This window comes from Maribacter sp., from assembly GCA_020629415.1.
GTDB lineage: Bacteria > Bacteroidota > Bacteroidia > Flavobacteriales > Flavobacteriaceae > Maribacter > Maribacter huludaoensis.
In genome coordinates this window covers 57,139-78,967 of sequence record JAHDDL010000013.1, presented here as the reverse complement: position 1 = coordinate 78,967, position 21,829 = coordinate 57,139, and the positions used below count along the sequence as shown (strand labels likewise).

Here is a 21,829-nt window from a genome sequence, read left to right as displayed (position 1 = left end):
AAAATATACGTGATAAACCTAATTATGCGCTTCATTCAATGCGTGTTAGAAAATCCTTTTTAACAAATATTTCCTACTAACCATTCTTTTTAACCGTTATCTTGGTATAAAAAAGGGCAATTGCAAGACTACAATCACATATTACACCGACTAAATCAATTCATTCAAAAGCACTATTCTCAAGTTCTACTGAAGGGTATATTATTGTTTTTCGCCTTCGGATTACTGTTTTTATTACTTATTCTGGGTATTGAGTTTTTTCTTTGGATGAACAGTACCGGTAGAATGATTCTATTCACTGCTTTTATACTGGTTGAAATATTTCTGCTTTTCAAGTATATTTTAACTCCTATTTTCTATTTATTTAAATTAAAAAAAGGAATAGGAATAAAAGATGCAGCTTACATGATTGGTAAACATTTTCCTGAAGTAGGGGATAAACTTACCAATCTTTTAGATTTAGCAAACGATACTGAAAAATCTGAGCTACTATTAGCCAGTATTAATCAAAAATCACGAGAATTAACTCCAATTCCGTTCACTAAGGCCGTAGATTATAAAGATTCCCTTAAATATTCAAAATATATAGTCATACCTGCCATTATCATTTTGGTTCTTTTCATTACAGGCAAATGGAGCAGTTTTTTTGGTACTTATGAACGCGTTATTAATTACGAAATGGCTTATGAAAAACCAGCGCCTTTCCAATTTCAGCTATTATCTGATAAATTAAGCACATTGCAAGATCAAAGCTTTACTCTTCAAGTAACGACCAAAGGCCAAATAAAACCTGAAAACATATATATAGAAATTGATGACAAACTTATACTACTACAACAAAATAGTGGATTATATGAATATACATTTTCACCCCCAATTAAAACAACAACGTTTAGTTTCTCTGCAAATGAAGTACGGTCTAAAGAATATACCTTACAGTCTTTACGGACTCCTTCTATCATAGATTTTTCTATGAATCTTACCTATCCAAAATATCTAAAAAGACCTAATAAAAAAATCACAAGCACAGGAAACGCTGTTATACCAGAAGGAACAAAAGTTACTTGGAACATTAAAGGAGAAAATACCAATAAGATCAATATTAGTATTAAAGACACTATGTTGTCTTTTTCCAGAGAGTATAACAACTTTACTTTAGCAAGGAGAATCTATGATAATTTTAATTATGAACTAACCACTACAAACGAAAATGTTCAAGAATATGAACGTTTAGCTTACAATTTTAAAGTAATTAAAGATGCTTATCCCACAATTAAGGTAAATCAAATTCTAGATAGTTTAAATCCAAACGTTTCCTATTACACTGGTTCCGCTACTGATGATTATGGATTACGAAAAATTGACATTGTATATTTTGAAGTGGGCAATGAAGAAAACAAAAAGAATGTCTCGCTGATCAAACCCACTTCTAACTACCAACAATTTTACTACACCTTCCCCTCTGGATTGGACCTTGAAGAAGGCAAGAATTATGGCTTTTATTTCGAAGCTACGGATAATGATGCCCTGCACAATGGAAAGACAACAAAAAGCCAAATATACCAACAAGTATTACTAGATGATAATCAGTTAAAAAATAAGGATCTTGAATCTCAACAAACCTTAATAAATAACCTTGATAATTCTCTAGAGAGAGCAAAAGAACAAAAAGAATCACTAGAAGAAATCAATAAAAATCAAAAGGAAAAAAACAGCTTAAATTTTAATGACCAATCGCAGATTAAAGATTACTTAAAAAAACAAGAACAGCAAGAGCAGTTCATGCAAAAATTCAGTAAAGAACTTAAAGAGAATCTTAACAAAGACAACCGAGACGACAAATTAAACCAATTGTTACAAGAACGCTTAAAACGCCAAGAAGAACAAGCTAAAAAGAATCAGCAACTCCTTGAAGAACTTAACAAAGTAGCCGATAAAATTAAAAAAGAAGAGCTAACAAAAAAATTAGAAGAACTAGGTAAAAAACAACAAAATAGTGAACGTAGTCTAGAACAGTTATTAGAATTAACCAAACGGTATTATGTAACTGAAAAAGCCTCTCAACTTTCACGGGATTTAGAACAATTAGCTAAACAACAAGAAGAACTATCCAAAAAAAATAATGAAGAAAATACAGCGGAAAAACAAACCGAATTAAACAAGAAATTTAACGAGTTATCAAAGGAAATGGATGCTTTGAAAAAAGATAATGAAAAGCTAAAAAAACCAATTGATATAAACATTGAAGAAAACAAAATAATAACTGTAAAAGAAGACCAACAAAATGCCCTAGATCAATTACAAAAAAATAATACTAGTGAACAAAATAAACCGACCAGTTCCGATGCTAAAAAGAAACAAAAATCGGCAGCAGATAAAATGAAAGAAATGAGTGAAGCCTTAAGTGAGTCTTCTTCTAGTGGAAGCGGTGGTTCTTCGGTAGCTGAAGATGCTGAAATGCTAAGACAAATTTTAGATAATCTTATCATTTTCTCATTTAAACAAGAAACACTTTATGATAGACTTAGCTCCAGAGAAGAACAAGACGCAACGGAATATTCCAAAACAGTTAGGGATCAAAATGAATTAAAAGGTTTATTTGAACATGTAGATGATAGTCTATTTGCATTATCCCTTCGCCAAGCTGAACTATCAGAATTTGTAAACGAACAGATTACCGAAGTATACTATAACATTGATAAATCTTTAGAAACGATGGCAGATGGTCAAATGTTTCAAGGCATTTCCCATCAAAAATATGTACTGACCGCAGCTAACAGTCTTGCAGATTTTTTAGCCAAGGTTATGGATAACATGAATGAAAGTATGCAAATGGGAAAAGGTTCTGGACAAAGTGACGGAGGATTTCAGTTACCGGATATCATTGAAGGACAACAACAGATTGGTGAAAAAATGGGTCAGCAAGGAGAATCTGGAAACCAAGGAAAAGAGGGTAAAAGTGGTGAAGGAAAACAAGGTAAGAACGGAAATGAAGGTGAAGGAGGAAAACAAGGCGAACGTGGTAAACAGGGGGCTAACGGTAAACAAGGTGAACGCGGAAATGAAGGTGAAAATGGAAAAAACGGAGAAGGAAAAAGTGGTAAAAATGGTGAAAAAGGTGAAGGTGGAGAAAAGGGACAGGGAAAAAATGGAACAAACGGTATGGGTGCACAAGGTGAGGGTTCAATGAGCGAATCTGAACTAAAGGAAATCTATGAGATTTATCAAAATCAACAAAAAATAAGACAGGAACTAGAGGAGCAACTGAAAAACATGATTAATTCTGGCGACCAAAAATTAGGTCAAAAATTAATTAAACAGATGGAAGATTTTGAAAACGATCTTTTAGAAAACGGTATTACGCAACGTACCATCAACAAAGCCAATACTATACAGTACGAATTATTGAAATTAGAAAACGCAGCACTCAAGCAAGGAGAGAAATCTGAGCGAGAAAGTAATAGAAATTTAAAAGACTTCACAAATCCTATTACTACTAAACCCTCATTATTAGATAATTATCATAATGAAGTTGAAATTTTAAATAGGCAAAGCTTACCTTTGCGGCAAAATTTTCAATCAAAGGTTAAAGAGTACTTCAAAACAAATGATTAATTACAATTACCTAACTGAATTTAAACTTGTAGCAGAAAAAAACTTTGATTCGTGGATTACAACATCTTGTAATACCGAAGGGTTTTCCATTCAAGAACTTAACTACATCTTTTGTAGTGATGACTACTTGCTTAAAATAAATCAAGATTACTTACAACACGATTACCTTACGGACATTATCACATTTGATTATGTATCAGGCAAAAATATTTCGGGAGACCTTTATATTTCTATTGACCGCATAAAAGAAAATGCACAAGAATTTAATGTTACGTTTGATAATGAATTAAAACGCGTAATGATTCATGGTGTTTTACATCTAATGGGTTATTCGGATAAATCGGATGCAGCTACTGCCGAAATGCGCGCTAAAGAAGAAGAAAAAATAAAGCTGTTCCACGTGGAACATTAGAAAATATGTTTGGAGAAGAATACGATGTAATTGTAGTTGGCGGAGGACACGCCGGTGCAGAAGCGGCAGCAGCAGCTGCAAACTTGGGTTCAAAAACCTTATTAGTAACAATGAATTTGCAAAATATAGGACAAATGTCCTGTAACCCGGCAATGGGTGGAATTGCAAAAGGGCAAATTGTTAGGGAGATAGATGCACTTGGGGGATATAGCGGAATCGTTTCCGATAAATCCGCAATTCAGTTTAAGATGCTGAACAAATCCAAAGGACCTGCAATGTGGAGTCCAAGAACCCAAAATGATAGAATGCGTTTTGCTGAAGAATGGCGTTTAATGTTAGAACGTACTCCCAATGTAGACTTTTATCAAGAAATGGTTTCTGGTTTACTTGTTGAAAACCATAAAGTTGTTGGAGTAAAAACATCTCTTGGTATCAATATAAAATCAAAAGCTGTTGTTTTAACCAATGGAACATTCTTAAATGGATTGATTCATATTGGAGAAAAACAATTTGGTGGAGGTAGGGCAGGAGAAAAAGCAGCAACCGGAATTACAGAACAACTAGTTGAATTAGGTTTTGAAAGTGGAAGAATGAAAACCGGGACACCACCTAGAGTTGATGGTAGATCCTTAGATTATTCCAAGATGATTGTTCAACCAGGTGATGACGTTCCAGAAAAATTCTCCTATACCAATACAAAACCTTTAGCACATCAACGTGATTGTTACATGACGCATACAAGTGCACAAGTTCATGATTTGCTACGGGAAGGTTTTGACCGATCCCCAATGTTCAATGGTAGAATTAAAAGTTTAGGACCTAGATACTGTCCATCTATAGAAGATAAAATAAACCGTTTCGCTGATAAGGATAGTCATCAAATGTTTATTGAACCTGAAGGATGGGAAACGGTAGAGGTATATGTAAATGGTTTTTCAACTTCTCTACCAGAAGATGTTCAATTTAAAGCGTTAAGATCAGTAGTTGGTTTTGAGAACGTAAAATTCTTTAGACCAGGTTATGCTATAGAGTACGACTACTTTCCACCAACACAATTGAAACATACTTTAGAAACTAAGCTAGTTGAAAACTTATATTTCGCAGGACAAATAAATGGAACTACCGGATATGAGGAAGCAGCATCGCAAGGACTCATGGCTGGAATTAATGCACACCTAAAATTAAAAGAAGAAAACCCTTTAATTCTAAAAAGAGATGAAGCCTATATTGGAGTTTTAATTGATGACTTAATTACAAAAGGAACTGAAGAGCCTTACAGAATGTTTACTTCAAGAGCAGAGTATAGAACTTTATTAAGACAGGACAATGCTGATTTAAGATTAACTCCTTTAAGTCATTCCATAGGTTTTGCTACAGATACAAGAATGAAGCGAATGGAACAAAAACTAAAACAATCTGAAGCTTTAGTTAATTTCTTTAGAGAAACTAGTGTATTACCAAAAGACATTAATCCAATTTTAGAAAGTGTAAATTCATCTTTGGTAAAGCAATCTGATAAAATGTACAAAGCATTTTCAAGACCTAATGTAACAATGAATCATATGTTACAGCTAGAGGATGTTTCAAATTTCGTTAAAGAAAATAATTTTGACAATGAAATCTTGGAGCAAGCAGAAGTACAGATTAAATACTCAGGTTACATAGCAAAAGAAAAATTAAACGCCGATAAACTTCATAGATTGGAAGCAGTTAAAATTCCAGAAAATTTTGATTACTCTAAACTGAAATCATTATCATTTGAAGCAAGAGAAAAAATGACGAAAATTCAACCTGTTACCATTTCCCAGGCATCAAGAATTAGTGGGGTTACTCCGAGCGACATCAGCGTACTTTTAGTTTATCTTGGAAGGTAGGGCAAATTGTTCCACGTGGAACAATGAAAATTTACATCATCCACAAAAACCCAATAAATCAAAAATGTCAAATATAAATTCTAACATAGTAACTAAAGATTATCTAGTAACTCAAGAAGAATTTGAATTAGAATACGATTCAAAAACAGACATGCTTATCACAAAACCTATACCTAAAAAACTTGAAAATTACTACGACTCTAGTAACTACATTTCTCATTCCGATAACGCCAATAATCTATTTGAAAAAATTTATCAAATAGTAAAAAAGTATACTTTAAACAAAAAAGTAAAACTTATAGATCAATATTCAAACGAACAAAAAAATCTATTAGATATAGGTTGCGGGACTGGTGAATTTCTAACTACAGCAAAAAACTATAATTGGAAAGTAATAGGAGTGGAGTTAAACGACCAAGCCAGAACAAAAGCTTCCAACAAAGATTTAATAGTATATGAGAGCTTAAATCATTTACAAAATCAAAAATTTGAGGTCATTACCTTATGGCATGTACTAGAACATTTGCCAAATTTAGAAGATCAAATTAAAAATATAAAATCTCTTCTCAAGAAAAATGGAACTTTAATTATTGCTGTACCTAACTATAAATCTTACGATGCACAATACTATAAAGAATTCTGGGCAGCGTATGATACACCCAGACACTTATGGCACTTTTCACAAACCGCGATGAAAAAACTATTTCAAAATGAAAATATGTTTGTAGAGAAAACATTGCCAATGTATTTTGATTCTTATTATGTGTCATTATTATCGGAAAAATATAAAAACAGGTCATCAAACTACTTTAACGCATTTTATAGAGGTTTTATCTCAAATTGGAAAGCAAAATCATCTAATGAGTATTCTTCCCTAATTTATATACTTAAAAACCGGTAAATATTCAATTTAAGACATTCTAAGAGATTATTTTAAAATAACTAAGTATTATATCATAAATAATTAAAAAAGCTCTTAAAAACATCTTAAAGTAGTTTATAATTATAGAAAAAAATAATTAAAATTAAATTTGCTATCAATAAAATTTATATTTATCAATTTCCCTATATTAATCTCAATTATAAAATATATTCATTCTAAAACCTTTATTACTTTTGCATCACATAAAAATGATAAAATGAAAAACATAATTTTAATTTTCGCTATCGCGTTATTAGCATCTTGTGCTCAAGAAAAAATTGGTTACGTAGATAACGTAAAATTGATGGACGAGTTTCAACAAAAAATTGATGTTGAAGCAAAATTTAAAGTTAAGGCAGATGCTTTAGCCAAAAAAAGAGACAGTATATCTCAAGCTTTTCAAATGGAAGCACAAGCATTCCAAACTAAGGCACAAAAAATGTCACAATCAAAAGCACAAGAAGAATATGCTGCTATGCAACAACGAGGTCAAATGATCGGGCAACAACTTCAACAGCAAGATCAACAACTACAAATGGAAGGCCAAACTGAAATGGATAGTATTGTTTCTAAAGTTAAAGAAGAAATTAAGGCTTACGGAAAATCTAAAGGATATTCATATATTCTAGGTGGTGGTGACGGTGGCAGTGTTCTTTATGGAACAGAAGCTAATGACCTTACAGATGAAATAGTAAAATTACTTAATGATAAGTACAAGAAATAAATTAAACGTTTATTAATAAAAAAGCCGGTCAATGACCGGCTTTTTTTATTCTATGGATTTAGTCTCAAATCTTTCAAATTCCTGTTCAATATTAAATTGTTCTTTAGGTAAAAAACCCTTAACAATAAGTACAACCCCGCAAATAACTAAAATTATTCCTATTAACTTTTTTACATAAACTATCCGCTTTACCGTTAATTTACGTTTAAGTTGCTTGGCCAAAAGAATTTTAAAAAGATCTGTTACAAAATAGGAGAGTAGTACTGTAGCAAAAAAAGTAAAAAAACGATTAGGTTGATTATCTAATGTTGGACCAACAATAATTATGATTCCCAACCAAAACACCAAAACACCAATATTGATAAAGTTCAACAAAAAACCCTTAACAAAAAGTCCTAAATAATCAGACTTCTTTATTTTCTTAGAATCCACAGGAATCTCTTTTTTATCTACTTTAAAGAAAGTTACCAGACCGTAAACTAAAAGTATAACCCCACCAAATACATATAGTCCCGGTTGATTACTTAAATTTTCCAGTAACTGAAAACTGCTAAAATAAGCTACAAGTATAAAAAGTATATCTGCCAATAATACACCAACATCAAAGGTCAAAGCTGCCCTAAACCCTTTAACGGCACTAGTTTGTAATAATACAAAGAATACAGGCCCAACCATAAAACTTAGGAAAAAGCCTAGTGGAATCGCAGCTTGGATATCTTCTAACATGTACTATTGCATTCTTTTAATGGTACCACCAAATACCGTTTTTTCCTCAAGTTTTTTAGGGTTTCCGAACACCAATACCTCGCCACCCGCTTTAACGGTAGCCTTTACATAATCTTTTGCATTAATTTCTGCCCTGGAGCCGGCATTTACATTTATAGTAGAAAAATTAGTAATAAACCCTTTACCTTCATAAATACCACCGGTATTGATTTGAACATCTTGTAGATTAGAAGTACCAGCAGTTCTAATTACACCGCCAGATACAGACTTTATCAGCATTTGTTCAACTTCAGCATTAACAACAAGCTCACCACCTTCTTGAGCCTTTAATTCTAGGATATCTTGCTTAATAATATCTTCAGTTACAATCCTGGCATCTTCGTTAACATCTATCACTAAGATTTCATTGGTATAATATAAATCTACAAATGTCTTATAACCACTAAAGATTTTACCAATTTGCATCCTAATTTTTAAAACACCCTCGTTATTAACAATAGCTACTTTACTAGTATTTTCTCCAGAAATAATAACCTTATTTTCTTCAGATTTTATAAGATTAATAGATAAACCATCAAAAACCTTTAACTCTTTAAAAGGTTCTAGATTTTGTGTCACCGGATTATCTTGGCCAGTAACCGATAAACATCCTAAGAGAAACATTAAAACTAAAAATTGTTTCATTCTTTTCTATGTAATTTAAGTAAGTAAACACTTATGAACAAAGGGTATACTTAATTCAGCCATTCTATACCAAAATCTATTCCAAATTATTTTAGGTTATCCGGTATCAAGGCAAAATCTAAATGCCTTTTAATTAAATCTGTACTCTTTACCATGACTGTAACCTCATCTCCTAAGGTATACTTCTTTTTAGTACGTTCACCTACAATGGCATACTGTTTCTCATCAAAGATATAATAATCTCCTTTGATGTCTCTAATACGAATCATGCCCTCACACTTATTAGCAATGATTTCAACATATATTCCCCACTCCGTAACACCACTTATAACGCCACGAAATTCTTCATCTTTATGATCTTGCATAAATTTGATCTGCATATACTTAATAGAATCTCTTTCAGCACTTGATGCTAAATATTCCATATCTGAGGAATGCTTACATTTCTTCTCAAATTCTTCGGCATTGACAGAACTACCACCATTTAAATAATGTTGTAACAGTCTGTGTACCATAACATCTGGATATCTTCTGATCGGAGAAGTAAAATGGGTATAATAATCAAAAGCCAACCCATAATGACCAATATTATCTATGGTATAAATAGCTTTGCTCATACTACGTATAGTAAGCGTATCTACCATATTTTGTTCCTTTTTACCTTTTACGTCCTGTAATAATTGGTTCAAAGAAGAGCTAATGGATTTCTTGTCCTTAAAATCTAATTTATGACCAAATTTTGATACAATTCCGTTCAGAGCCATTAACTTATCCGGATCCGGATCATCATGAATTCTATAAACGAACGTCTTTTTTGGTTTTTGTTTACCTATAAATTCAGCGACTTTTCTATTCGCCAAAAGCATAAATTCTTCAATAAGCTTATTGGCATCTTTAGACTCTTTGAAATAAACTCCGATCGGCTCACTGTTCTCGTCAAGATTGAAACGAACCTCAACTTTATCAAAAGAGAGTGCACCTTGATCCATACGCTTAGAGCGCATTATTTTGGCAAGCCTATCCATTTCTAACGTAGCTTCAACAACTTCGTTAGAAACGCTATAAGCAGTCTCTCTTATTGAAATATCCTCAGGGATGTTACCATTACCGTTCTCAATGATATATTGAGCTTCTTCATATGCAAAACGTTCATTAGAATCAATTACCGTTCTACCAAACCATTGATTTCTTATTATAGCATTTGCATCTAGTTCAAAAATGGCAGAAAAAGTATATTTTTCTTCATTAGGTCTTAGAGAACAAGCATTATTAGATAGTACTTCTGGCAACATAGGTACCACACGGTCTACCAGATACACTGAGGTTGCCCGCTCATAAGCTTCATCATCTAAAATGGTATCTTTTTGCAAATAATGAGAAACATCTGCAATATGAATACCTATTTCGTAATTACCATTTTCTAATTTTTGAAAAGAAAGGGCATCATCAAAATCTTTTGCATCTTTTGGATCAATGGTAAAGGTTAGTACATTTCGTAAATCTCTACGCTTTTTTACTTCTTCTTCTTTTATACTGGTATCCAAACCATCAGCAAATTTTTGAACATCTGCAGGAAAGGAATAAGGTAAACCATACTCAGCTAAGATGGAATGAATTTCCGTATCATGCTCACCAGGTATACCCAATACTTCGGTAACTTTACCAAAAGGGGAATCTACATCTGCTGGCCAGTCAGTGATTTCAACCAAAACCTTTTCACCATCTTGAGCACCGTTCAATTTATCTTTAGAGACAAAAATATCGGTATACATTCTAAAATCTGAAGGTCTTACAAAAGCAAATGTCTTTTGCATATCAACAATACCTACAAAAGTAGTTTTATATCTTTCAAGTACTTTAACTATTTCACCTTCAAGCTTTTTGCTCTTTTTTCGTGGATAGATATAAACTTCAACCTTATCTTTATGAAAAGCTTTATTCAATTTATTAGACGGAATGAAGACATCATCATCCATACCATCTATCACAATATAGGCATTACCTTTGCCTGTAAGGTCTACAGTACCTTCATAATAAGTTTTAGTGTTTTCCAAAACTTTGTACTGACCTCTGTCTACTTCTTGAATTCTTTTCTTCTCTTTAAGCTCAGTTAATCTTTTGATAAGTATATTCCTATCCTGAGCATCTGTAACCTTAATCTTTGCAGCTATCTGCTTATAGTTGAAACTTTTATTAGGTTCCTTTTCAAGAACTGTAAAAATTCCTTTAGTAATTTCGTTCTTTCTATGATTCTTCGCCTTCTTATTCTTCTTCGACATTAAACTTTTAATTTATTGGAAAATTACGAATTATAATCCAGTACCTGTTATTCTACCTCTTATTGAAAAGTTAAGTAAACGAGTTGTTATTAACATATATATCATATTAGACATTTTTTCTTTTAAATTAAATTAAATATTAATGGTTATTATAGCTTGTTAATATCTAGAATAACTTATTTCTATATTTCTTGTCTTTATGAGATACTAATACTTGTTGACAATATATTTTATGAATCTATAATTGAAAATCAGTATTTTGAGAAGTTATTAAACATGGTTTATAAGTGCTATTAACATGAATTTATTAATAACTAAATGTAATTTTAATGTTAACTAGGGGTGTTAATTTGATGAAAATCCTCTAATAGTTTCTAATATTTAAATTCGTCTTCAGAGGATTAAAAGTGTAAGCAGATGTTAACCTTAATAACCAAATTTTTTAGCAACTTTTTCTAAACAATTTATGCATTAAGTAATCTTCCTTATAACATACTAATTAACAATTTTTATTAATGACTTGATAACTATTGTTGTGAACCCCTCGTTTTTTGTTGTGAATGACTGATTATTGTACCTTTAGCTAAGTTTTGTTCCACCCCCACTGGATATTAATCTTGAACAATTAACCTTTAAATACTATGCATATGAAAATAGCTATTGGTAACGATCATGCCGGTACAGAATACAAGTTAGCTATTATAGGTTTACTAAAATCTAAACAAATTGAAGTTATCAACTATGGTACTGATGGTACGGATAGTGTTGATTATCCAGACTTTGCACACCCGGTTGCTCTTGATGTTGAAAATGGTACCGTTGATTTTGGTATTTTAATTTGTGGTAGTGGTAATGGGGCTAGTATGACAGCCAATAAACAGCAAAAGGTAAGAGCTGCATTATGTTGGACCAAAGAAATCACTAAACTGGCTAGAGAACACAATGATGCAAATATTTTAAGCTTACCTGCAAGATACATAGCGTTACCGCAAGCACTTGAAATGGTATCTACCTTTATTACCACTTCTTTTGATGGAGGTAGGCATGAACGTAGAATTGAAAAGATTCCGCTATAATAGATAGTTATTACAACTATGTTAATAACCTAAAATAGTTATTATAACCATTTATAAATCATATAGTTATTTCATAATAGATATGAACATAACTAATTAATTGAACAATTTTTATGTTAGATATTAAGGTAAAGAGTTTCAAAGAATTTGATATTGAAGAACTATATAATGTACTACGCTTACGAAGTGAAATTTTTGTAGTGGAGCAAGATTGCGTGTATCAAGATATAGATGGTAAAGATTCTGAGGCTATTCATATAATAGGATATAAAAATAAAACCGTAGTGGCATATACCCGTATTTTTAAAGCTGGTGATTATTTTGATCAAGCTAGTATAGGTAGAGTAGCAGTGCATGAAGATTATAGAAAATTTGGTTATGGAAAAGTAATAATGAAAGCTTCTATTACTGCTGTTCAAGAACATTTTAACGAAAATGAAATAAAAATTTCTGCTCAAAAATACCTTACCAAATTTTATACAGATTTAGGTTTTAAATCGACAGGAGAAGAATATCTGGAAGATGGTATACCACATATAGCAATGATGAAAAAATAAAAAAGACCGCTATTAGCGGTCTTTTTTAATAAGTTATATTCAAAAACTTAAATCTTGATAGGCGTTTTATTACTTAAGTTAATATCCTCTAACATATTATCTGTAAACTTGTAATGGCCTTTGGTAGTTATAATTCTAAATCTATTAGAATTCATTCTACTCAAAGTATCTAAAAACAACCACTTAGATTTTAGCAACCTGGTTTTTGGTGATTTTAAGCTAATATCAAAATAATATTTTCTACCGTTTTTGATAGCTACAATATCTGGAGTAACATTGTCTTCCAAACCTTTTCTTGAATATGATTTGGGGGTTTCATAGCCTTCCATATCAGCTTTAATATTCTCGAAACCGGTAGCTTCTAAATGTTGAATTGACTTTTCTAAAAATGCTGTGTTTTCTGATTTTTCTACTTTTACCATAACACTTAAAATAACAAAAAAAAGGACAATTCCTAATTTTAAACGTTGATTAACAATATGTTAAGTATAAAATATTTTTAATTTGCAATTCTCATTTAAAGAAAGGTACTAACGAAGTAAGTTTAGAGAGCAATAGAAGAGAAAGTTAAATTAGGTCGATTTTATTTTTTCGTAGAGCGTCTCACCTATTTTTTTAACTACACCAATTACTAAAGCATTGCCCATAAAAAAAGCTCTTTTGGTATTGGAAATCCCTTCTAATAAAGTATGATCATCAGGGAACATATTTAAACGTTCCAGTTCTATGGGAGTTAATCTACGTAGCCCTTTTTTGGTGTTGATAACATGTTTAAATCGTGATGCACTCTTACCGCCTTCACCAGTTATGATTGTTCTTGAGGCATTATCTAGCGCATCAGGAAAAATCATGCTACCTTCATTATAGTGGTAGGCAAAACCAGATTTAGAGGTACGGGTTTCTTTTTTGGCACCTTTTAGATAATACCATTTATCATGTTCTTCTTCAGGAATGTAAAATTCTTCGGGAATTTGTCCTTTCTGTAAAACATCTGCCAATACCGTTCTTTTACCAATATAGCTGGCTACGGTCTTAGTAGTATGTACTTTACCTTTAACGAACACACCGGTATTTTGAAATGGGGATAATTTTTCGCCTAGATTAAAATTCTCAGATAGTGTAACAAGGTCATCAGTGATATCAAAAGAAATCATTTTAGAAGAAGTACTTGTAATAGGAAATGCAGTAGTTATTGTTCCTTTTTCAAAAATCCAATCTTCGGCTTTGGACTTTTTAAATTGTTTGTATAAGGGTGTAGATTTATGGTATCCTAAGAAAAAAATTCGTCTACGTCTTTGTGGCATACCATAATCTGCAGCGTTGATAACTCTCCATTCTACGGCATAGCCTAGGTCATCTAAACTTTTAAGCATGATGGCAAAATCTCTACCTCTTTGGTTTGATGGAGATTTTAACAATCTATCTACATTTTCAAGAAATAAGTATTTAGGCGGATTTTTCTTTTCCGATAAAATTCTATGAATGCTCCACCATAAAACACCCTTTTTACCAATAAGTCCCTTAGAATTGTTTAGTGTGGCCGCCACGGAATAATCTTGGCAAGGAAAACCTCCTACTAAAATATCGGCATCAGGTATGTCTTTGGTCGGTACATCAGAAATATTTTCGTTTCTGTGATTTTTAGGACCAAATCTAGCTTCATAGACCTTAGAGGCGTGCTGCGCTTTTGTACTAGGCTCATATTGGTTGCTCCAAACTACCTCGTAGTTCTCGGTATCCTCTAATCCCAAGCGAAATCCGCCTACGCCCGCAAAAAGTTCTATGACCTTTAGTTTCTTCATTTGCGATAAAATTACATAATTTCACAAGGCTAATACTATTAGAAATTATTTTACAGATGAAGGGAATATTTTTAAAGAGGTCTTTTGTATTGATTTTGATTGCTTTAAATACGGCATGTGGTGTGCATATAGACGAAAAGAAATTATTGGTAAAAGAAATTGAAAGCATAAAAAATACATTTGCACCAGATAAGCGTACGGCACTTTTTAATTTAGAAGTATTAGATGGTCCGTCTGGGTTTACATTGGTAGGTGAAACAAATTTACCGTTAGCCATAGATACGTTAAATACTATTTTAAAAGAAAAAGGAATTAGCGTTACCAATGAGATAAAAATTTTACCTACAGAGGAATTAGAAGGAATGACCAAGGCAGTTATAAACATTTCTGCCGCCAACCTTAGAAGTAACCCAAAACATTCTGCAGAACTGGCTACACAGGCAACTTTAGGTACCGTTGTAAATGTCTTGAAAAAAGAAGGGGATTGGTACCTTATACAAACACCGGATAAGTATTTGGCATGGGTTGATCCAGGCGGAATTCAATTAATGAATACACAAAGTATTAAAAATTGGATTATGGCAGATAAAATCATTTACGTTAATACTTATGGGCATGCTTTTAATTCTACAGAGGCAGAAGGTAGAACTTCAGATATTGTTGCCGGTAGTTTATTAAAATTAGTAAGCAGCGATGATGAATTTTATAAGGTTGAATTTCCAGATGGCAGGCAGTCATATATTTTAAAGACCGAAGCAGAAGAATATAACACTTGGCTTTCAAATTTAAGTTTTAATACAGATTCACTTGTTGCAACCTCAAAAACATTAATGGGTGTGCCTTATTTATGGGGCGGTACCTCCACAAAAGGTGTAGACTGCAGTGGTTATACAAAAACTATTTATTATTTAAACGGTATGGTAATACCACGCGATGCATCTCAACAGGTACACGCTGGTAAACCTATAGATTCTATTGCGGATTTTAGCAAATTGAAAAAAGGGGATTTGTTGTTTTTTGGAAGAAAGGCAACAGAAAGTACATCAGAAAAAGTGGTACACGTAGGTATGTGGATAGGCGATAATCAATTTATACATTCATCTGAAATGGTGCGCATAAGTAGTGTAGATAAAGATGCACCAAATTATGATGCCTTCAATGTAGGTAGATATTTAAGAACAAAACGTTTGTTGAATGAAGAAGACCCACTGTTACAGAATCTAAATATTACTATGCCAATAACAGATTAGGGCGTTCATTTGCTTAAAAGGTGTTTCATCGATTTTAAGATAAAAATTATAACATACTAAAATTGTGCCCGTTTTATGATAGTTATCTATCAATTACGTGCTATGAAAAAAACCACTCTTCTAGTTTTAATCGGCTGTTTTGTAGGATCATCAATAGCTATTGCCCAAAAAGATGCAGCTACAATTTATTTTAAGGACGGAAACAAAATTCAAGGTTTAGCCAAACTTATTAACGGAAATCAAGTAAAATTCAAAAAAAATAAGGGAGATAAACCTAAAAAATTCCATTTTAAAGAACTTGAGCAGGTAGTCATCAATGATAGGGAAGAACCATCTACCTATGTTTATTTAGAAACCAAGAAAGACTACTTCAATGTTGTAAGGGAACTAGAGATAGGTATGGTCAACTTATATATTCTTGAACAAACTGGATATTCTTCGCCAATGTTCGTGGGTGGTGCCAATGGGCAAATGAATATGGCGCATGGTACTTACTACGATATAAAAAACCTTTATGTTAGAAGAGGTTTGAACGGAGAAATTACGCACCTTGGATCTAATCAACTTTTTAGTAAAAATTTTAAAAATGCAGCCTCTACCTATTTTTCCGATTGCCCCGTTTTGGTAGAAAAAATTCAAAGTAAAGAATTCAAGAAAAAGCATGTTAGGGACATTGTAAACTTTTACAATCTACAATGTAATGATCAGCAGGTAGTAATACTAAAGAAATAGGAATGTTTAAAATTACTTTGATAAATAAACGCCCTTTTATCCTAATTTAATCGAGAAATTTGGTTCATGTGTATAGGTTATATGACCTGTATTATACTAATTCGTTTTAACACAATATATACAAATTTTTATCTTCCGTCAGTTTTCCATAAGCCTTAATTTTAATTGAATTGATTATCTGATTTCATATATACTATAGCATTTTAGTCAAAGTTTTTTTTAAAAATCGTTTATAGAATTGGCATTTAATTGCCATAATTCAAGTTAATGTTCAGCTTATAGTTGAAGTTGTTTCTTTATAGATAGTACTTAACGTATGTAAACATTAAGTATATTTAGAAGTATATATATTTTATTAATGCTCACATTAAAAGAATCAACTACACATCAACATGAAAACTCAACTATTAGGAACTTCACTTTTATTTTTATTTGGATGCGGATTACTTACCTCGCAAATAACGGACGATGGTTGGGAAACCATGTTCAATGGAAATGATTTAAGTGGATGGACTACCAAAGTGTACCATTATGAGGTTGGTGATAACTATGCGGATACCTTTAGGGCAGAAGATGAAATGATCAAGGTAAGATATGATAAATATGAGGGAGATTTTAATAATAGATTTTCGCATTTATATTATGATAAGCCTTTTTCAGATTTTCATTTTAAGGTACAGTATAGATTTGTAGGTGAATTATATGAAGGTGCACCTGAATATACTATTTTGAATAGTGGTGTCATGTTTCATTCACAGGATCCGCAAACCATGTTAAAAGAACAAGATTGGCCTATAAGTGTAGAAATACAATTTTTAGCAGGGGTTGAAGAAGGTGTAGATCGACCAACAGGTAATATGTGCTCACCAGGTACAGATGTGGTTTATGAAGGTAAAATAGACCCTAGACATTGCATTAAATCAACATCAGATACGTATTACGGAAATCAATGGGTAACGGCAGAATTAATGGTATATCATGATTCATTGGTTAAACATATAATCAATGGTAAAACAGTATTGGAATACACAAAACCACAAATAGGGGGCGGTGTTGCAAACGGTTACGATCCTAAGATGAAAGAAGATGGTAAACTCTTGAAAGAAGGATTTATAGCTTTGCAAAGCGAAGGTCAACCTATTGATTTTAAGAACATTGAAATACGCAACTTAAAAGGATGTACGGACCCCAGGGCATTGAACTATAAGAAGTACTATGAAATTTCAGATAGAAAAGCGTGTAATTATCAGTAGTCCTATTTCAAAATAGCTTTATATTTTGAGTTATTGCCCAATAGTTCTGTAGCTGCTAAAATAGCTTCGTCATTATTCAAGTAATATTGGTACAGGCCATCTCTATAAAAATAGCGCTTTACTATTTCATCTTCTAAATTCTTTTGAATTTCGCTTTGGTATTTGTCCAATGCATTTAGTTTGCCCTTTTCAATGTTGGCTAACAACGTTTTGTAACTATCCTTGACATCTGGGCCTAAAAAGTCGTTTTCATCGCCTGAGAGCGCCTTTTTAATTGCTTCTTCCGCTTTGGTCTCAAAAGAGAAGTTACTTTGTTTTACATAATTTTTAAAAGCGCTAAAATCGGCATCTGTAAAATTGAACTCGGCAACATTGTCATATTTGTGGGTATAATGATAGTTGGTTGCATAATCAAAAATAATATTGTTTTGAAGTAAAGCCAATGTAAGGTCATTAGTTTTAGAAGTTGCTATTTCAATATCTGGTAGAATACCACCACCATCTTGTACTTTTCTACCATTACGGGTCGTAAAATCATTGAAGGTGTTATTACGTACCGCTTTACCGCTTTCATCTCTGTTCCAATAATCTAAAGATTGTATACAACGACCGGAAGAGGTATAGTATCTAGAAATAGTAACCTTTAACTGTGTACCGTACGTTAGTTTAAGAGGGCGTTGTACCAGGCCTTTTCCAAAACTTCTGGCGCCCATGATCACTGCTCTATCCAAATCTTGTAAACTACCTGAAACTATTTCACTGGCAGAAGCACTACTACCGTTTACCAAAACCACTAACGGAATTTCTTCGTCTACAGGTTGGTTGTTGGTATGGTATTCTCTGTTGAATTTTTTGACCTTTGATTTTGTAGTTACTACCAATTCTCCTTTTGGGACGAATAAGTTGGTAACGTTAATAGCTTCGGATAATAAACCACCAGGGTTGCCTCTTAGGTCCAAAATGATTTTTTCAGCACCCTTTCCCTTTAAATCTAATAAAGCGGATTTTGTCTGTTCGGTTGCTTTTGCATTGAATTTTGCTAAAACGATATAACCGGTTTTGTTATCTATCATTTTAAAGAATGGTACCGCATCTACTTCAATACCTTCTCGTGTTATACTTGTAGTGTTTATTTTACCTTGTCTTTTATAGGTAACATTAATAGTAGATCCGTTAGCTCCTTTTAAAAGCTCACTTGCATTATCTTCAAAATCGGCTACTTTGATATCTCCTATTTGAATTATTTCATCACCGGCCTTTAATCCTGCTTTATCTGCGGGGTATCCTTGGTGCGGTTCTATAATTAACAATTTATCATCAAAAGAACGTACCATGGCACCAATACCGGAGTATTCACCGGCGTTGTTTATACGGTATGTTTCAACATCTTGTTCATTTAAAAATTTAGTATAAGGATCTAGCTCGTTCAGCATGTTTTTAATGGCGGTATCCATTAATTCTGCCGGGTTGGTTTCATCCACATAGTTCATGTTCAATTCTTTGAACAGAGTGGTAAAGATTTCAATTTGTTTAGCTATTTCAAAAAAATCGCTTTTATAACTACTTCCTACAAAAAGAAAAGCGACGGCAATTATGGGTACTAGTATTTTTCTACTTACTATTTTTTTCATCAATCTGTAGCTTAAACTTGTTTAAAACGAGCTTCATTTTATGATCTAACTGCTCAAAGGTGGGCATATCCTTACCAAGGTATAAAAATAGAAACGCAAAGTTAGCATCTGTATTGTTAAAAACCAGTGCTTTATTGAGTCTATAAGACTCTCTTAGTAAACGTTTAATATGGTTTCTGTCTACGGCACTTTTAAAATTTCGCTTAGATACCGTTACTGCAGTTTTAATATGTGCTTCTTTTTTTTCTAAGGATAGATAAATCAATTTCAACGGATAAACGGAAATACCCCTACCCTCTTCAAACAATTGGGTAATGAGTATTTTACTTTTCAGTTTTTCCTTTTTTCCGAAGGATCGATCCATTATAAAAGAAATTATTAAAAATAATCAGCCCCCAAGATGGGGGCATAAATATCTTAAATTTTAGCAAAAGAAATTACTCTGCTTGCCAAACATTGTTCTCTAAATTAACATCTGCCATTAGTTGAGAAGGGTCTATAACAATTGCTTGTATTGAAGACATTGGTTTATTAATTTCAAAATCATAGGTTGGGTAGGCCCATGGCCAATCTTCTAGTACAGTTCTTTCAATACCTTCATAAGGGTTCTCTTTTTCACCGCGCATTATTCTTAATGGCGCATAAAAAGTTTCTTTGCTGCCATCATTATACACTACTAGAATATCTAGCGGCATTGGCATTAGACCAACACGCTCTAAGGTTACCTTTGTACTGTTTTCCGTTGTAGAAACTTCTTTAATACCATAGTCAATGGTATTGGTAGTTTGTGTCCAATCTGTTAAATACCAATCTAGTTCAATGCCGGATATTTTTTCTGCAACACGTTTAACATCGTTTGGTACAGGATGTTTAAATTTAAATTCATCGTAATAGGTACGGATCGTTTGCATCAATTTATCTTGACCGATTACATAACCTAGTTGAGAAAGAAAAATAGATCCCTTACTGTATGCAGAAATACCATATGCAAAATTAAGTGCATAACGATCGGCATGTGTTGTTTGTGGTTGTTCTTTGCCGGACAAAGCCAAGTTTCTATAACCTTTGTAAGTACTCTCGAACGGATTTTCCTTATCAAAATCCATTATTTCGGTCATACAAAGTTTAGATATAAACGAAGTAAAACCTTCATCCATCCATTCATGCTTGCTTTCATTTGTTGCCAATATATGTTGAAACCATGAATGTGCAAGTTCATGAGCCATTACACCTACCAAACTTCCAAATTTACGATTACCTGTTATTAAAGTAGACATTGCATACTCCATACCGCCGTCACCACCTTGTATAACAGAGTATTGGTCATAAGGATATTTACCTATATTATTACTGAAAAACTCCATTGCCTCAATAGTCTTAGGCTGAAGATTCTTCCAGTTCTCTAAAATTTTAGGATCATCCTTATATAAGAAATGTAAAACAGGACCATTAGGCACTTGTTGAACGTCATGTATATAATCTGGATCTGCCGCCCACATGAAGTCATGTACCATTGGAGCTTTAAAGTGCCACGTTAAGGTCTTACCTTTTTGTTTTTTAATTTTTGTACCGGGAGTTTCGTACCCATGCCCTATTTCATCGGCATTTTGTAAATAACCGGTTCCCCCAACGGTATATTCTTTATCAATGGTCAATTTTACATCAAAATCTCCCCATACACCTTGAAACTCTCTAGCTATATACGGATCGGCATGCCAACCTTCAAAATCATATTCCGCCAATTTTGGATACCATTGGCTCATTGATAAAGCGACTCCTTCTTCACTATTTCTACCTGAACGTCTAATCTGTAAAGGCACTTGACCTTTGAATTCCATGTTAAAGGTAGATTTTGCACCAGAAGCTATCGGTTTGGCTAAATCAACAACCAACACTGTACCTTCTTCAGAAAAGGAAACTTTGCTGCCATCTTGTGTTAAAGAGATTGCATGTAAGTAGCCTTGTTCGCTTTCCGTAAGTGAAGCAATTCTACTTTTCTTATCGGGCGTCGTCATTCTATCATCTGGATCGGCAATGTTCTGTAGACGAATATCCATTTCACTACCAGGTTGAAAAGCATTGAAATACAAATGGAAATACACTCTTTTAAGCTCATCTGGAGAGTTATTGGTATATACTAAAGTTTGGGTACCTGTATATTGAAAAGTTTCGACATCCATATTGACCGCCATGGTATAATCAACATGTTGTTGCCAATAATCGGTCTTGTTTTGGGCCAATAATCCTATAGAGAAAATTGCCGTAAAAAAGGTGAAAAGTGATTTAGTCATC

General features: G+C 32.8%; 18 protein-coding genes. 10 read left to right on the top strand and 8 right to left on the bottom strand.

Going from position 1 to position 21,829, the window contains the following annotated elements:
- Positions 1-285: 285 nt before the first annotated feature.
- From QZ657_RS07445 to QZ657_RS07425, 5 genes are all read left to right on the top strand, one after another.
- Positions 286-3,615 (top strand): hypothetical protein, encoded by a 3,330-nt coding sequence (locus QZ657_RS07445; protein ID WP_291965958.1) that lies wholly within the window; start codon positions 286-288, stop codon positions 3,613-3,615.
- A complete protein-coding gene (gene ybeY, locus QZ657_RS07440) occupies positions 3,608-4,027 on the top strand; it encodes an rRNA maturation RNase YbeY (protein ID WP_276470582.1) in 420 nt (139 codons plus the stop codon). Before QZ657_RS07445 ends, ybeY begins: the two co-directional genes overlap by 8 nt.
- Positions 4,028-4,032: 5 nt before the next feature.
- A complete protein-coding gene (gene mnmG / locus QZ657_RS07435; protein WP_291965957.1) occupies positions 4,033-5,901 on the top strand; it encodes a tRNA uridine-5-carboxymethylaminomethyl(34) synthesis enzyme MnmG in 1,869 nt (622 codons plus the stop codon).
- 64 nt (positions 5,902-5,965) lie between these two features.
- Entirely contained in the window at positions 5,966-6,802 is an 837-nt protein-coding gene (locus tag QZ657_RS07430; protein WP_291965956.1) for a class I SAM-dependent methyltransferase, read from the top strand.
- A gap of 238 nt (positions 6,803-7,040) precedes the next feature.
- Positions 7,041-7,547 carry an OmpH family outer membrane protein gene (locus QZ657_RS07425; RefSeq protein WP_291959751.1) on the top strand — a complete coding sequence of 169 codons (507 nt, stop codon included), beginning with the start codon at positions 7,041-7,043 and terminating at the stop codon, positions 7,545-7,547.
- Between the two features lie 45 nt (positions 7,548-7,592).
- Here QZ657_RS07425 and QZ657_RS07420 read toward each other — a convergent pair whose 3' ends face one another.
- The 3 genes from QZ657_RS07420 to rnr all read right to left on the bottom strand — a co-directional run bounded on the left by QZ657_RS07420 (position 7,593) and on the right by rnr (position 11,236).
- Positions 7,593-8,273 (bottom strand): LysE family translocator, encoded by a 681-nt coding sequence (locus QZ657_RS07420; protein ID WP_291965955.1) that lies wholly within the window; start codon positions 8,271-8,273, stop codon positions 7,593-7,595.
- A gap of 3 nt (positions 8,274-8,276) precedes the next feature.
- Complete coding sequence (locus QZ657_RS07415; protein ID WP_291965954.1) at positions 8,277-8,957, bottom strand: head GIN domain-containing protein; 681 nt, start codon at positions 8,955-8,957, stop codon at positions 8,277-8,279.
- Positions 8,958-9,043: 86 nt separating this feature from the next.
- A complete protein-coding gene (gene rnr / locus QZ657_RS07410) occupies positions 9,044-11,236 on the bottom strand; it encodes a ribonuclease R (RefSeq protein WP_291965953.1) in 2,193 nt (730 codons plus the stop codon).
- Between the two features lie 647 nt (positions 11,237-11,883).
- Here rnr and rpiB point away from each other — a divergent pair.
- Both rpiB and QZ657_RS07400 read left to right on the top strand, forming a co-directional pair.
- On the top strand, positions 11,884-12,312 hold the full coding sequence (gene rpiB / locus QZ657_RS07405) for a ribose 5-phosphate isomerase B (protein ID WP_291959745.1): 429 nt from the start codon (positions 11,884-11,886) through the stop codon (positions 12,310-12,312).
- A gap of 113 nt (positions 12,313-12,425) precedes the next feature.
- Entirely contained in the window at positions 12,426-12,869 is a 444-nt protein-coding gene (locus tag QZ657_RS07400; RefSeq protein ID WP_291959743.1) for a GNAT family N-acetyltransferase, read from the top strand.
- A gap of 47 nt (positions 12,870-12,916) precedes the next feature.
- On the opposite strand, the gene QZ657_RS07395 is transcribed toward QZ657_RS07400, so the two are convergent.
- Positions 12,917-13,291: a hypothetical protein gene (locus QZ657_RS07395; protein WP_276470591.1), complete on the bottom strand. Its 375-nt coding sequence runs from the start codon at positions 13,289-13,291 to the stop codon at positions 12,917-12,919.
- A 150-nt stretch (positions 13,292-13,441) separates the two neighbouring features.
- Positions 13,442-14,671, bottom strand: coding sequence for a DNA (cytosine-5-)-methyltransferase (gene dcm, locus QZ657_RS07390; protein ID WP_291959740.1), 1,230 nt, complete (start codon positions 14,669-14,671; stop codon positions 13,442-13,444).
- A gap of 56 nt (positions 14,672-14,727) precedes the next feature.
- Between dcm and QZ657_RS07385 the strand changes: the two genes are divergently transcribed.
- The 3 genes from QZ657_RS07385 (at position 14,728) to QZ657_RS07375 (ending at position 17,906) form a co-directional block, all read left to right on the top strand.
- Positions 14,728-15,921: a C40 family peptidase gene (locus QZ657_RS07385; RefSeq protein WP_291959738.1), complete on the top strand. Its 1,194-nt coding sequence runs from the start codon at positions 14,728-14,730 to the stop codon at positions 15,919-15,921.
- Between the two features lie 102 nt (positions 15,922-16,023).
- Positions 16,024-16,653: a hypothetical protein gene (locus QZ657_RS07380; RefSeq protein WP_291965952.1), complete on the top strand. Its 630-nt coding sequence runs from the start codon at positions 16,024-16,026 to the stop codon at positions 16,651-16,653.
- A 392-nt stretch (positions 16,654-17,045) separates the two neighbouring features.
- Complete coding sequence (locus QZ657_RS07375; protein WP_291965950.1) at positions 17,046-17,906, top strand: DUF1080 domain-containing protein; 861 nt, start codon at positions 17,046-17,048, stop codon at positions 17,904-17,906.
- A gap of 2 nt (positions 17,907-17,908) precedes the next feature.
- Here QZ657_RS07375 and QZ657_RS07370 read toward each other — a convergent pair whose 3' ends face one another.
- The 3 genes from QZ657_RS07370 to QZ657_RS07360 form a co-directional block, all read right to left on the bottom strand.
- A complete protein-coding gene (locus tag QZ657_RS07370; RefSeq protein WP_291965947.1) occupies positions 17,909-19,537 on the bottom strand; it encodes a S41 family peptidase in 1,629 nt (542 codons plus the stop codon).
- Positions 19,518-19,901, bottom strand: a complete 384-nt coding sequence (gene rnpA, locus QZ657_RS07365; RefSeq protein ID WP_291965946.1) for a ribonuclease P protein component — start codon at positions 19,899-19,901, stop codon at positions 19,518-19,520. The genes QZ657_RS07370 and rnpA overlap by 20 nt, the downstream gene beginning before the upstream one ends.
- 73 nt (positions 19,902-19,974) lie before the next feature.
- A complete protein-coding gene (locus tag QZ657_RS07360; RefSeq protein ID WP_291965944.1) occupies positions 19,975-21,828 on the bottom strand; it encodes a M1 family metallopeptidase in 1,854 nt (617 codons plus the stop codon).
- Position 21,829: the final 1 nt, after the last annotated feature.